Raw genomic sequence first — 12,883 nt, 5'->3', positions numbered from 1 at the left:
CGGCGGACTGCGCCACCGGCGGCGACCGGCGCAGGGCTCAGATGCCGCCCTCGCCGCCGGCGGTGCCGCTGATGCCCTCACCCTCGGGCGGCAGGTCCGGGGGACGGCTCGTGTCCACCGACTCGGGCAGCACCGGGCCGTCCTGGGCACCCGAGCGGACCGCCGCGTGCCGAGCCACCGCGTGCCGGACCCAACTGTCCACCAGCTCGACCCAGTTCATCCGGTCGACGTCGGCGTGCCGAACCCGGAACCGGGTCAGGCTGTAGTGGCTGGCTCCGGCGAGCGCCAGCCGCCGGTCCAGCGCGAAGACCACGTCCAGGCCCCGAGGACCGGCCAGGAAGGTCAGCTCGATCTCGGTGAACGGGCCCGCGTAGAGCGGCGCCGCCCAGTAGCCGATCTTCTGGTGGAACGGCAGGGTCTGCGCCACCCCCGGCAGCTGCCCCTGTTGCAGGCCGACCTGGCGCAGCGTGAAACCGAGACTGTCGAGGGTCGACATGATCCGCTCCTGGGCCGGCAGCGGATGGACGAAAACCCCGGTCAGGCCGCCCCGGTCCAGGTCCGGGCCGAGCGCCACCTCGGTCCGCAACGCCATCGGCAGGTTGAGCCGGGGATGCCCGTTCACCACCGTCACCGGAAGCTCCCACGGCATCGGTACGGCGAACGCCACGTCCCGCCGCTCCCCCGGCCCGAGCACGACCGCCCCGGCGACCGGCACCCGACCGAACTCGAACTCCAGGTAACCGTCCCCGCCGTCCGCCGGCTCGGCCCGGGTGACCAGCCCCAGCACCACGTGCCCGATCGGCACCGGGCGATCGCCGCCGACCATCCGTACCCGCCCCGGCAGGTCGAGTCCCGGCCGGGTGCTCGGATTGGTCAGCACGGTACGGACGGCGAAACCCGTACCGGGTGACACTCCGCCGAAGAGCACCGTCGGCCGTCCCTCCACGCTGGGGCCCTGCCCTGCCGATCCTGCCGCAAACGGCACGGGCGGGGCGGTCGATTCGACCACCCCGCCCGGTCACCCGCGCGAATGACGGATCAGCGCAGCCGACGGCCGCGCGGCACCTGGTCGGTCTCGTCGTCGAACTCGCCGATGACCTCCTCCAGGAGGTCCTCCAGGGCCACGAACCCGATCGGCCGGCCGGCACCGACCCGATCGGTGACCAGGGCCAACTGCGCCTGCCGGGCCCGCATCGCGGCCACCGCCTCGGTCACCGTCGCGGTCGCCGCCAGGCTGAACACCGGGGTCATCAGCTGCTCCGCCGTCGCCGCCCGGCCCGCCGTGGTGGCGCGTACGGCCTCGCGGACGTGCACCATCCCGGCCACCAGGCCCGAGCCCTCCAGCACCGCCAGGCGCGACCGGCCACTGTCCCGGCTCACCGCCTCGATCCGGTCGGCGGTGTCCCCCCGGCGGACCGACACGATCCGGTCCACCGGCTCCATCACGTCGGCCACCGTGGTCCCCTGCAACTCCAGCATGCTGGTCAGCAACTGCTGCTGGTCGGCGGCGAGCAGCCCGTGCTCGGCCGACTGTTCCAGCAGCATCCGCAGCTCCTCCGGCCCGTGAGCCTGGGCCAACTGGTCCTGCGGTCGTACGTTGGCCAGCCGCAGGACCACGTTGGCCAGGCCGTTGAGCGCGGTGAGCACCGGCCGGGCCACCCGGGCGAAGCCCCGGAACGGCAGCGCCAGCAGCACCGCCGACCGCTCGGCGTCGGTGATCGCCCACGACTTCGGCGCCATCTCGCCGACCACCAGATGCAGGAACGTCACCAGCAGCAGCGCGAACAGCAGGGCGATCACGTGGCTGGGCGCGTCGGGCAGACCCACCGCGTGCAGCACCGGACTGGCCAGGTGCTCGATCGCCGGCTCGGCGAGGGCACCGAGGCCCAGGGTGCAGACGGTGATGCCGAGCTGCGCGCCGGCCAGCATCAGGCCGAGTTCGCGTACCCCGTCCAGGGCCGCCTTCGCCGCCCGGCCGCCGTTGGCCGCGACCTGTTCGAGCCGGTACCGCTTGCTCGCCACCAGGGCGAACTCGGCCGCCACGAAGAAGCCGTTCAGGGCGAGCAGGAGCAGCGAGATGAGCAGCGCCCAGGTCGTACTCATGCGGTCACCTCGGGGTGTTCGGAGCCGGCGCCGGCCGCGTTCTGGCCGACCAGGGCGAGCCGGACCGAGTCGGCGACGTGCCGGTCGACCGCCAGCACCTCGACCAGGGCCTTCGGGTGCGGGCGGGGGTGTTCGGACTCGGCCGACAGGTTGATCTCCAACCGGTCGCCGACCTCCGGCACCCGGCCCAGCTCCCGCATGACGAGCCCGGAGAGGGTGTCGTACTCGGGCGCCTCGGGCAGGGCGATGCCGGTGCTGTCGGCGACCTCGTCGATCCGCCAGCGGGCGGGCACCACCCACGAACCGTCCGGCTGCCGGATCGGGGTCGGCTCCGGCGGGTCGTCCTCGTCCCGGATCGGGCCGACGAGTTCCTCGGCGATGTCCTCCAGGGTGATCACGCCGGCGAAACCGCCGTATTCGTCGACGACGCAGGCGAGCTGGCGGTGCCCGGCCCGCAGCCGGTCCAGCACCGTCGGCAGCGGCAGCGTGGTCGGCACCAGCAACGGGGGTACGGCGACCTCGGCGACCCGTACGGTCGACCGCCGCTCCGGCGGCACCCCGAGTACGTCGGCGATGCCGGCGACCCCGATCACGTCGTCCACGCCCTCGGTCCCCCGTACGGGGAAACGGGAGTGGCCGGTGTCGAGCAGTTCCACCAGCCGGCTCACCGGTTCGTCGGCCTGTACGGTGTGCACCGCCACCCGGGGCACCATCGCCTCGGCGGCGGTGAGCTGCCGGAAGTCGAGCCCCCGGTCGAGCAGGGTGGACATGGCCACGTCGAGCTGCCCCTCCTGGCGCGACTCGGCGATGATCTGTTCCAGGTCCTCCGGGGTGGCACCGCTGGGCAGTTCCTCGATCGGCTCGATGCCGACCCGGCGCAGCAGCCGGGTGGCGGCGGCGTCGAAGAGGCGGATCACCGGGGCGGCCACGGTCAGGTAGATCAGGGTCGAGCGGCTGAGCTTCAGCGCCAGCATCTCGGCGCGGGCGATGGCGAGGTTCTTCGGTGCCAGCTCGCCGAGCACCATCTGGACGATGGTGGCGATGACCAGCGACAGCGCGATGGACAGCGGCATGGTGATGCCGTCGGGCACCCCGGCGACGCCGAACAGGTCGGCTAGCCCGTCGCCGAGGAAGGGCTCGGCGACGTAGCCGACGAGCAGGGCGGTGAGGGTGATGCCGAGCTGCGCGCCGGAGAGCATGAACGAGAGCCGTCCGGTGACCTTGAGGGCGCGTTCGGCGGCGGGGTCGCCGTCGTCGGCGAGTTGTTTGAGTTTGCCGCGGTCGACGGCGACGTAGCCGAACTCCTGGGCCACGAAGTAGCCCGTCGCGGCCGTGAGCACGATGATCAGAAGAAGGCCGATCGCGATCAACACGGAGGGCTCAGGGCTCCCCGGTTCGTCGGTCGGTGGGAGGGGCGCCGGGTCGGACCCGGCTGGCTACTACTGCCCTCCTGGGCAGTGGAGTCGATCATGCCGATCAGTTTATCCGGAGGTCCCGGCGAATCGGCCGAACCCTCGCTAGTCAGTCCCGAACCCCGACCGGTACGGAAGGGCCCCTCGTTAACGTCATTTGTGCGGGAAGGGGCCCTTCCCATCTCGTCTGCCCGGATTCAGCTCTGCACGATCTTCACGTCGTCGACGGCGGCCTCGACCAGGCTGGCGCCGCTGGCATCGGCCGCGTCGACCAGGATCCGTACGCTCTGCCCGGCGAAACCGGACAGGGTGGCGGTCGCGGTCTGCCAGGCGGCGGCCCGGTTGCTGGCCGCCCCGGTCACGTTCAGCACCGTCGCGGTGCTGGCGCCGACGACGCGTACGCGCAGGTAGTCGGCGCTGCTGGAGTTGTTCAGGTGGGCCAGGTAGTAGGAGAACGACAGGGTCAGGGTGCCGCTCGCCGGCAGGGCGATCAGCGGTGACTGGATGCTACTCACCCCGCCGTCCAGGTCGAAGTCCCCGGCCGAGGTGCCGGCCGCCGCCCCGGTGACCAGGTCGAAGCTGCCGCTGACCGTGGTGCCGAGCTGGGTGGCCACCCCGGAACTGGTCGCCGCCGGGTCGCCCCGGACGAACTGGCCGGCGGTCGCGGTGTCGGTGCCGGCCGGGTTCGCGGCCCAGCCACCGGCGGTCTCGAAGGTGTCGCTGTAGACGGTGGTGCCGGCCGGCGGCGCGGTCGCGGCCAGCTCCCACACCGTGTACGCGATCGCGTCCGCGTTGCGGTCGAGCGCGCTGTCGTTGATGTTGGTGGTGGTGTCGCAGGCCCGGTGGTAGCACGGGTCGAACGCGCTGCCCGCGGTCCCGCCCCAGAGGGTGGCCTGGGCGCTGGACTTGGTGCCCTCGGCACCGGTGAAGGTGCCACCGGCGGGGATCCCGGCGGCGATGAACGGACCGTAGTCGCTGCGGCCGTCGAAGTCGGTGCCCCGGGTCGGCACCCCGATCGAGGTGAAGTACGCCTGGATGGTCTGCTCGATCTGCGCCGACCCGGCGGGTCCGGGGCCCGAGCCGACACCGTCGGAGTTGTCGCCGTCGTACACGAAGTAGCCGGCGTTGGGCGAGCCGACCATGTCGAAGTTGAGGTACTGCTTGATCCTCGTCCGCTCGGCGCTCGGCAGGTTGTTGACGTAGTACTGCGACCCGCGCAGCCCGAGTTCCTCCGCGCCCCACCAGCCGAACCGCAGGTGCTTGGCCGGTGTCGGGTTGGTCCGGGCCACCGCGAGCGCCACCTCCAGGATCGCCGCCGACCCGGAGCCGTTGTCGTTGATGCCCGGCCCGGCGGTGACGCCGTCCAGGTGTGCCCCGGTCATCAGCACGTTGTTCGGGTCACCGCCCGGCCAGTCGGCGATGAGGTTGTAACCGGTCGCCCCGCTGTACGTGAACGACTGCACGGTGGTGACGAAGCCGACCGCGTCGAGCTGCGCCTTCACGTAGTTGACCGAGGCGAGGTAGCCGGGCCGGCCGTGCGCCCGGTTGCCGCCGTTGGCGGTGGCGATCGCCTGCAACTGGGTCAGGTGCGCCTTGACGTTCCCCAGCGGGATGTCGGGTGCGGCGAGCGCACCGACCGGGCCGGCGGCGACCGGCGCGATCCGGTGCGGTGTGGCCGACGCGGCCGGCGCGACACCGGCCGACGCGAACGCGGTGGCGACGATCAGGGCCGGGATGCCGACGGCGCGGAGCGGACGGAGTCTCACATGTCCTCCTGGGGGTTGGTGGGATCGACGATCACCGCTGGATACGTTGTCGATCCCACCCCCGGCCGGCAATACGCAACTGCCCAATTCGTCACCTGCCCCGAATTGGGACGCACCCGCTCCCGTCCTGCCCCGCGTCCGTTCAGCGGTCCGGTCCGGAGCCGGACCCGGACGCGTCGGCGAGTTCGTCGACCACCAGCAGGTCGGCCCGGTGCCGGTGGGAGCGGTACGCGGCCCGCCCGACCATCTGCGCGGCCACCGGCGCGGTCGCCAACTGGAACACCCCGACCAGGACCAGGGTGGCGATGTCCGCGCCGGTCCGCAGCCGCAGTCCCACCCCGATCAGGATCAGCAGCAGCCCGAGGATCTGCGGCTTGGTCGCCGCGTGCATCCGGGTGAGCACGTCGGGGAACCGCACCACGCCGATGCCGGCGGCGAGGCTGAGCAGCGCACCGGCGATCAGGAAGCCGGCCGAGAGCAGGTCGGCGACGCCGGTCACGAGTCCTCCCGGGCGGCGAACCGGACGATGCCGACCGAGGCCACGAAGCCCAGGATGGCGAGCACCACCAGGATCGGCAGCGTGGTCGCGTGCCGGTTGATCGCCGCCTCGGTGCCGACCGCGCCGACCAGGACGGCCAGCAGCAGATCGGTGGCGACGACCCGGTCGAGCAGGGACGGGCCGCGGACGATGCGGTACAGCGCCAGCAGCGCCGCCACCGACAGCAACGCGGTGACGATCACGACGACGACGTTCATCCGGTCACTCCTTCATTGGTACGGGCGACGGCACTCATCCGGTCACTCCTTTCGATCGGTCGGGGTGGAGGACGGTGGTCCGTCCGGGGTGGACGGTGGCTGGTCGGGTGCCGACGGGCCGGGTCCGGTGAGCAGGCGCAGTTCGGCGGCGGAACCGGTGGCCCGGACGATCCGTTCCTCGACCGCGAGGACCTCGCGCCGGGCCCGGTCCACGTCGGCCGGGTCGCGGACGTCCAGCACGTGCACGTAGAGGGTGCCGGTGTCGCGTACCGCCTCGACGATGAGCGTGCCGGGGACCAGGGACAGGGCCTCGGCGGTCAGGGTCAGGTTCAGGTCCGAGCGCACCCGCAGCGGCACGGCGATGATCGCGCTGTGCCGTACGCCGCCCGGCCGCAGCGCGATCCAGGCGACCTGCACGCTGGCGGTGAGCAGTTCGGCGACGAACCGGGCGGCGAACCGGAGCAGCCCCAGCGGCCGGATCCGGCCGTCGAAGGTCACCCTCGGCAGCGGGAAGAAGACCAGGACCAGCAGCGCGACCAGTGTTCCGCCGAGCACGTTGCCCCAGGTGAACTCGCCCCAGAGCAGGTTCCAGACCAGCACCAGCCAGATCACGGTGACCAGCTGGTCGCGCCACCGTCCCCGGGTCGTCACGGGTCGGCTGGTGGTCGCCTGCGACGGCCCGGTCACGGGGTGCCCACCGGGAAGACGGCCTCCACGTACGGCGTACGTTGGCGCAGGTCCTCGGCGGCGTCGCCGCTGAGCTGGTAGAGCGGCCCGGCGATCACGGTCAGTCCGATCCCGAGGGCGACCAGGGCTCCGGTGGCGCCGACCATGATCGGCGAGAGTCCGGGCGGGGCGTGCGGGTCGGCCAGCTTCGGTGCCCGCCAGAAGGCCAGGTTCCAGACCTTCATCGTGGCGTAGAGGGTGAGCAGGCTGGTCAGGGTGCCGCCGATGACCAGCAGCCAGGGCAGTGCCCCGCCTTCGACCACCCCGGCCTGGAGCAGGCCGAGCTTGCCGAGGAAGCCGGAGAACGGCGGGATCCCGGCCAGGTTGAGCGCGGGTACGAGGAACAGGATGCCGAGCAGTGGCGCCACCCGGGCCAGCCCGCCGAGCCGGTCCAGGTTGGTGCTGCCGCCCCGGCGTTCGACCAGCCCGGTGGCGAGGAAGAGGGTGGTCTGCACGGTGATGTGGTGCACCACGTAGAAGATCGCCCCGGAGAGTCCGGCCAGTGAGGTCAACGCCACCCCGAAGATCATGTATCCGATGTGGCTGAGCAGGGTGAAGGAGAGCAGCCGTTTGATGTCGGACTGGGCGACCGCGCCGAGGATGCCGATCACCATCGTGAGCAGCGCGACGATCAGCAGCAGGTCGTCGACCTGCCCACCGGGGAAGAGCAGCGTCTCGGTACGGATGATGGCGTACACGCCGACCTTGGTGAGCAGGCCGGCGAAGACCGCGGTGACCGGTGCCGGGGCGGTCGGGTAGCTGTCCGGCAGCCAGGCCGACAGCGGGAAGACCGCCGCCTTGATGCCGAAGGCCAGCAGCAGCATCAGGTGCAGGACCAGCCGGAGCTCGGCCGGGAGGGCGTCGAGCCGGCCGGCGAGTTGGGCCAGGTTGAGGGTGCCGGTGGCCGCGTAGATCAGCCCGATCGCGCTCAGGAAGATCATCGAGGAGAGCAGGCTGACCACCACGTACGTCGTACCGCCTCGGATCCGTACCCCGGTGCCGCTCAGGGTGATGAGCACGTAGCTCGCGGCGAGCAGCATCTCGAAGCCGACGAAGAGGTTGAACAGGTCGCCGGAGAGGAACGCGTTCGTCACACCGGCGGTCAGCACCAGGTAGGTGGGGTGGTAGATGGCGACCGGGGTGGCCTCCGCACCGTCCGCCCGGCCCTCGCCGATCGAGTAGAGCAGCACGCAGAGGGTCACCGCGGCGGAGACCACCAGCATCAGCGCCGAGAGCTGGTCGGCGACGAGCACGATGCCGACCGGTGCCGGCCAGCCGCCGACGTAGACGACCAGCGGGCCCTCCCGGCTCGCCTGCACCAGCAGGGCGACCGCGACGCCGAGCGTGCCGGTGAGCGCGGCGACGCTGACCAGCCGCTGGACGACCGGGTACCGGGCCAGGACCAGCGTCAACGCGGCCGCCAGCAGCGGGATCACCACGGGCAACGGGACCAGGTACCTCATCGGGCACCGCCGGAGCCGTCGCGACCCGCGGACGCGTCGGGGCGGGTGAACGGCCCGGCCGGGCCGGGCACCTGTTCCGGGTCGGGCCCGTCGTCGGTGCTCTCGTCGACCTGCTCGTCGGCGTTGGTCACCTCGTCCCGCTCGGCCAGCACCATGATCCGCTGGTCCTCCAGGTCGTCCTGGACCTCGTCGTGCCCGAAGAGTTGCCAGCTGCGGTAACCGACGGCGAGCAGGAACGCGGTGATGCCGAGGGTGATGACGATCGCGGTGAGCACCATCGCCTGCGGCAGCGGGTCACTCATCCGCGCCTCCGGCGTGACGCCGACGATCGGCGCGTGACCGACGACGCCGCCGAGCAGGATCATCAAGTTGACCCCGTTGCCGAGCATGATGACGCCGAGCAGCACCCGGGTCAGGCTGCGTTCGAGCAGCAGGGTGACACCGGCACCGACGAGCACACCGACGGTCAGCGCCTGGACCAGGTTGGGGGTCATGTCGGCTCCCGATCGGGTTGGGGGGTCATGTCAGCTCCCGCTCTCGCAACGGTTCGAGTTCGATCTCGGGCCCCTCACCGGCCTCGATCTGCCGGTCCACCTCGGCGCCGAGGCTGCGCAGGATGTCCAGCACCAGGCCGACCACGATCAGGTACACGCCGACGTCGAAGAAGAGCGACGTGACCAGGTGCACCTCGCCGATCACCGGCAGGTACAGGTCGAGTACGGCGCTCTGCAACACCTCGGCCCCGGCCAGCAGGGCCAGCGCCCCGGCGCCGACCGAGACGAACAGTCCGGCGCCGAGAACCAGGCCGGCGTCGACCGGTGCGGCCTCGTCGAGTTCGTACCGGCCACCGGCGAGGTAGCGCACGGCCAGCGCCAGCCCGACCACCAGGCCGCCGCTGAACCCGCCACCGGGTGCGTTGTGTCCGGAGAAGACCAGGTAGAGGGAGAAGAGCACGATGGTGTGGAAGATCAGCCGGGTCACCACCTCGAAGACGATCGAGCGGCGCCGGTCGCGCAGGGTCGGTCCGGCCCGCAGCCAGACCCGTTCCCGGCGGCGCTCGGGGCGGCTGCGGCGGGCGACGTTCGGCCGGCGGGGACCGGGGCCGGCGCGGGGACGCTGGAAGATCAGGCTGGCCACCCCGGTCGCCGCCACCACCAGCACCGCGATCTCGCCCATGGTGTCCCAGGCCCGGATGTCGACCAGCGTGACGTTGACGATGTTGCGGCCGTGGCCGTACGAGACGGCGAGTTCGGCGAAGTCGACCGAGATCGGCACCGCCTGGCGGCCACCGGCCGCGGCGAGCGCCAGCCCGGCCGTCACCGTACCGACGGCGGTGCCGATGGCGAGGCGCAACCACCGGCTGCGGCGCAGCGGGCGGGCCGAGAAGTTGGCCGGCAATCGGCGCAGGACCAGCACGAACATCACGATCGAGACGGTCTCGACGAGGAACTGGGTGAGCGCCAGGTCGGGGGCGCCGTTGAGGATGAACAGCATCGCCGTGCCGTAGCCGGTGACCCCGACCAGCACCATCGCGGTGAGCCGGCGGCGGGCCCGTACGGTGAGCACGGCGGCGGTGGCGAGCACCACCGCGATCACCAGTTGCACCGGGCTGTGCCAGAGCGCGACCCGGTCCGGCCACGGCCACCCGATCAGCAGCGCGCCGCCCGGCACCACCACCAGGACGACCAGGATGGTGCCCAGGTACTGCGGCAGCGACCCGCGCTGGGTGGCGCCGGTGACCTCGACCGCCACCCGGTCCAGCCAGTAGGTCACCCGCTCGTAGGCGGTGCCGCCGTCGAACGGGGCGCGCAGCCGCCCGACCACCCGGGCCATCCGGTCGCGTTGGGCGAAGAGCAGCCCGCCGCCGGCCAGCGCGACCAGGGTGAGCCCGACCGCCAGGCCGGGCCCGTGCCAGAGCGCCAGGTGATAGTCCCCCGGACCGAACTGCCCGGCGTACGGGACCAGCAGGTCGTCCACCGGCCGGGCCAGTACGCCGAGCGCCAGCCCGGCCACGGCCAGCAGCCCGACCGGGGCGAGCATGGCAACCGCCACCGGCTCGGTCGGGGTCGCCGGCAGGGCCGGTTTGGTGGCGAACGCCCCCCAGAGGAAACGCAGGCTGTACGCCACGGTCAGGGTGGTGCCGACGACCAGGACGGCCAGCAGCAGCGGGTCGTCCCGGAACGCCTCGAAGACCGCCTCCTTGGCGACGAAGCCGAGCAGCGGGGGCAGCCCGGCCATCGACGCCACGGCGAGTACGGCGGCGGCGAAGACCAGTGGCATCCGCCGCCACAGCCCGGACAGCGCGGGCAGTTCACGGGTGCCGGCGCTGTGGTCGACGATGCCGACGACCAGGAAGAGCGCGGATTTGAACAGGGCGTGGGCGAGCAGCATGGTGAGCCCGGCGAGCTCGGCGTCGCGGGTGCCGGCACCGGTGAGGACGAACAGCAGCCCCAGTTGGCTGACGGTGCCGTACGCCAGCAGTAGCTTCAGGTCGGTCTGGCGCAGCGCGGCCCAGCCGCCGAGCAGCATGGTGACCGCCCCGGTGACGAGCAGCAGTGGCCGCCACGGCCCGTCGTCGGCGAACAGTGGGGCGAACAGGGCGACGAGGTAGACCCCGGCCTTCACCATCGCCGCCGCGTGCAGGTACGCGCTGACCGGGGTGGGTGCGGCCATCGCGGCGGGCAGCCAGAAGCTGACCGGGAAGATCGCCGACTTGGTGAGCGCGCCGATCAGGAGCAGGACGACCAGGGTGGCGAGGTAGCCGTCGGTCGGCAGCGGTGCGCTCGCCAGTTCGGAGATCCGGTAGGTGCCGGCCCGCTGGCCGAGCATGATCAGCCCGATCAGCATGGCCAGCCCGCCGACGGTGGTGACGACGAGGGCCTGGGCGGCGGCCCGGCGGCTGGCCCACTTCTCCGGGTTCTGGCCGATCAGCAGGTAGGAGCAGACCGTGGTCAGTTCCCAGAACACGTAGAGCAGGATCAGGTTGTCGGCCACGACGAGGCCGAACATGGCTCCGGCGAAGCCGACGAAGGTGGCGGCGAAGCGGCCGACGCCGGTGTCGTCGGCGCTGAAGTAGCGGGCGCAGTAGACCAGCACCAGGGCGCCCACGCCGGCGACCAGGAGCACCATCAGCCAGGACAGGGTGGTGAGCCGCAGGTCCAGGTCGAGGTGGAGTTGCCGGACCCAGCCGTACGTCTGCGCCACCGTGCCGCCGTCGCGGACCGTACGGGTCTGGGCGACCGCCCAGCCGAGGACGGCCGCCGGGGCGAGCGCCAGCAGGTAGCAGGCGCGGCGACCCCACCAACGGACGAGCAGTGGCGCGATCAGCGCCAGCGCGAGGTGGAGGCTCAGCAGCACCAGCATGCGTTCTCCAGGTAGGTGTCATCGCAGGCCCTTGTCCAGGGTCTGTGGCTGCGGGGGATCAGGCGGCATAAACGTCGATAATGCCGGCAAATAACGAAAGTCGGACTAAACCCGGTCAGCGGCGACGACACCGGGCCACCGGGCCGGGTGGCCGGGCGGCACGACGTACAGCTGGCGGGTGAGGGTGGGTGGGCCGGACCGGGACCGACCGGCGGAGATCAGCCGGCGGCGCGGCGACCGGAGCGGACGGTGAAGTCAGCCGGCGGCGCGACGGTGCCGGTCACACGCCGACCCGGGCGGTGCCGGTGACGCGGACTCAGGCCGGCGGTGCGCGGCTGGACGGCCCGGCGACGGTCCGTGACCGTGGGGCCGTCCGGTCCCCGGTGACCGGCGCGGAGACCGCGACCGGTACGACCGGCGGGGCGACGGCCCGCACTGGCAGGGCGAACTGAACCGGGGCGGGCGGGCGCAGTTCCGAGCCAGCCGCCGCCCTTACGGCCGAGCGACCGGACCTGGCTTCCGCCTCGGTCCGGCCGTGCACCTGGTGCGGGTGGTGCAGCGCGGCGCCGATCGACGCGTTCGGTGTGGCCAGGGCCCCGGTCGGGGTGTCGGCGGAACTGGCGCCGTGTACGGCGGTGAGCGCGAGCAGGGTGAGCAGGACCGCGACGACCAGCCGACCGATCGGTTCGGTGGCGGCCGGTGCGGTGCCGTGCGTGAACCGGCGGATCGGGCGTCCGTCCCACATCGTGTGTCGCCCCCCGTCCGGTCGGTGTCCCCGCCGTCGGCCGCGTCCCGCGCGGCGTCCACCTCGTCGGCGGGTGCAGTCTACCGGGCGCCGCCGGGGTGCCACTCAGTCCACAGTGGATCGGACCAGCAGGTCCGGCCGGCCGAGCTGGAGCACCACCCGGTTCACCAGGTGCTGGGCCGCGGCCAGCGAGCGCACCGGGACGAGGGAGCCGCGCCCCTCGCGGCGCAACACGAAGTAGTGCACGGCGACCCGGACCCGGGCCCGGTCGGCCGCGCTGGCCTGGGCGGTGTCGAGTACCAGTACGCGCAGGCAGGCGCCGACCCGTTCGGCGAGTTCGAGGTCGGCGCCCCGCAGCCCGAGCCGGAGTGCGGCCAGGTGCCCGTCGACCTTCCGGATGAGGACGTCCGTGCCACGCTCGGCGGGATGCTGTTCGGCGGTCCGGTGCTGATCGGTGCCGGGCTGCGCGGCGGTGCGGTGCTGTTCGGCGGTGCGGTGCTGTTCGGCGGTCATCCGGCCCCCTCCGTACCGACCTCGGGCTGCCGGAGA

The 12,883-nt window shown here is 72.4% G+C and carries 12 protein-coding genes; all 12 read right to left on the bottom strand.

Annotated features, from left to right (window positions below; translation table 11 throughout):
• Positions 1-37 precede the first annotated feature (37 nt).
• The 12 genes from ACZ6QQ_RS06385 to ACZ6QQ_RS06330 all read right to left on the bottom strand — a co-directional run bounded on the left by ACZ6QQ_RS06385 (position 38) and on the right by ACZ6QQ_RS06330 (position 12,847).
• On the bottom strand, positions 38-946 hold the full coding sequence (locus ACZ6QQ_RS06385) for a sporulation protein (RefSeq protein WP_465874798.1): 909 nt from the start codon (positions 944-946) through the stop codon (positions 38-40).
• 92 nt (positions 947-1,038) lie between these two features.
• Positions 1,039-2,103: a hemolysin family protein gene (locus ACZ6QQ_RS06380; RefSeq protein WP_465874797.1), complete on the bottom strand. Its 1,065-nt coding sequence runs from the start codon at positions 2,101-2,103 to the stop codon at positions 1,039-1,041.
• Positions 2,100-3,476, bottom strand: a complete 1,377-nt coding sequence (locus ACZ6QQ_RS06375) for a hemolysin family protein (protein ID WP_465874796.1) — start codon at positions 3,474-3,476, stop codon at positions 2,100-2,102. Before ACZ6QQ_RS06375 ends, ACZ6QQ_RS06380 begins: the two co-directional genes overlap by 4 nt.
• Positions 3,477-3,712: 236 nt before the next feature.
• Positions 3,713-5,239, bottom strand: coding sequence for a M28 family metallopeptidase (locus tag ACZ6QQ_RS06370; protein WP_465875029.1), 1,527 nt, complete (start codon positions 5,237-5,239; stop codon positions 3,713-3,715).
• Between the two features lie 184 nt (positions 5,240-5,423).
• The gene (gene mnhG, locus ACZ6QQ_RS06365; protein ID WP_465874795.1) at positions 5,424-5,780 is read right to left on the bottom strand and encodes a monovalent cation/H(+) antiporter subunit G; all 357 of its coding nucleotides are present in this window, start codon (positions 5,778-5,780) and stop codon (positions 5,424-5,426) included.
• The gene (locus tag ACZ6QQ_RS06360) at positions 5,777-6,037 is read right to left on the bottom strand and encodes an MrpF/PhaF family protein (RefSeq protein ID WP_465874794.1); all 261 of its coding nucleotides are present in this window, start codon (positions 6,035-6,037) and stop codon (positions 5,777-5,779) included. The genes mnhG and ACZ6QQ_RS06360 overlap by 4 nt, the downstream gene beginning before the upstream one ends.
• A gap of 42 nt (positions 6,038-6,079) precedes the next feature.
• On the bottom strand, positions 6,080-6,688 hold the full coding sequence (locus ACZ6QQ_RS06355) for a Na+/H+ antiporter subunit E (protein WP_465874793.1): 609 nt from the start codon (positions 6,686-6,688) through the stop codon (positions 6,080-6,082).
• A 32-nt stretch (positions 6,689-6,720) separates the two neighbouring features.
• Entirely contained in the window at positions 6,721-8,226 is a 1,506-nt protein-coding gene (locus ACZ6QQ_RS06350; RefSeq protein WP_465874792.1) for a Na+/H+ antiporter subunit D, read from the bottom strand.
• Entirely contained in the window at positions 8,223-8,720 is a 498-nt protein-coding gene (locus ACZ6QQ_RS06345) for a Na(+)/H(+) antiporter subunit C (protein WP_465874791.1), read from the bottom strand. The genes ACZ6QQ_RS06350 and ACZ6QQ_RS06345 overlap by 4 nt, the downstream gene beginning before the upstream one ends.
• 25 nt (positions 8,721-8,745) lie before the next feature.
• On the bottom strand, positions 8,746-11,589 hold the full coding sequence (locus ACZ6QQ_RS06340; RefSeq protein ID WP_465874790.1) for a Na+/H+ antiporter subunit A: 2,844 nt from the start codon (positions 11,587-11,589) through the stop codon (positions 8,746-8,748).
• A 316-nt stretch (positions 11,590-11,905) separates the two neighbouring features.
• Positions 11,906-12,334, bottom strand: coding sequence for a hypothetical protein (locus tag ACZ6QQ_RS06335; RefSeq protein WP_465874789.1), 429 nt, complete (start codon positions 12,332-12,334; stop codon positions 11,906-11,908).
• Between the two features lie 105 nt (positions 12,335-12,439).
• Positions 12,440-12,847, bottom strand: coding sequence for a hypothetical protein (locus ACZ6QQ_RS06330; RefSeq protein ID WP_465874788.1), 408 nt, complete (start codon positions 12,845-12,847; stop codon positions 12,440-12,442).
• Positions 12,848-12,883 lie beyond the last annotated feature (36 nt).

Source organism: Micromonospora sp. NPDC049529, assembly GCF_055586685.1.
The sequence above is the reverse complement of the archived record's forward strand: the minus strand, read 5'-3'. Positions and strand labels throughout refer to the sequence as shown.

Excerpts from the sequence above, each read along its gene's own strand:
- ACZ6QQ_RS06380 (WP_465874797.1), bottom strand. The coding sequence starts at position 2,103 with ATGAGTACGACCTGGGCGCTGCTCATCTCGCTGCTCCTGCTCGCCCTG.
- ACZ6QQ_RS06360 (WP_465874794.1), bottom strand. The coding sequence starts at position 6,037 with ATGAACGTCGTCGTCGTGATCGTCACCGCGTTGCTGTCGGTGGCGGCG.
- ACZ6QQ_RS06350 (WP_465874792.1), bottom strand. The coding sequence starts at position 8,226 with ATGAGGTACCTGGTCCCGTTGCCCGTGGTGATCCCGCTGCTGGCGGCC.
- ACZ6QQ_RS06345 (WP_465874791.1), bottom strand. The coding sequence starts at position 8,720 with ATGACCCCCAACCTGGTCCAGGCGCTGACCGTCGGTGTGCTCGTCGGT.
- ACZ6QQ_RS06340 (WP_465874790.1), bottom strand. The coding sequence starts at position 11,589 with ATGCTGGTGCTGCTGAGCCTCCACCTCGCGCTGGCGCTGATCGCGCCA.
- ACZ6QQ_RS06335 (WP_465874789.1), bottom strand. The coding sequence starts at position 12,334 with ATGTGGGACGGACGCCCGATCCGCCGGTTCACGCACGGCACCGCACCG.
- ACZ6QQ_RS06330 (WP_465874788.1), bottom strand. The coding sequence starts at position 12,847 with ATGACCGCCGAACAGCACCGCACCGCCGAACAGCACCGCACCGCCGCG.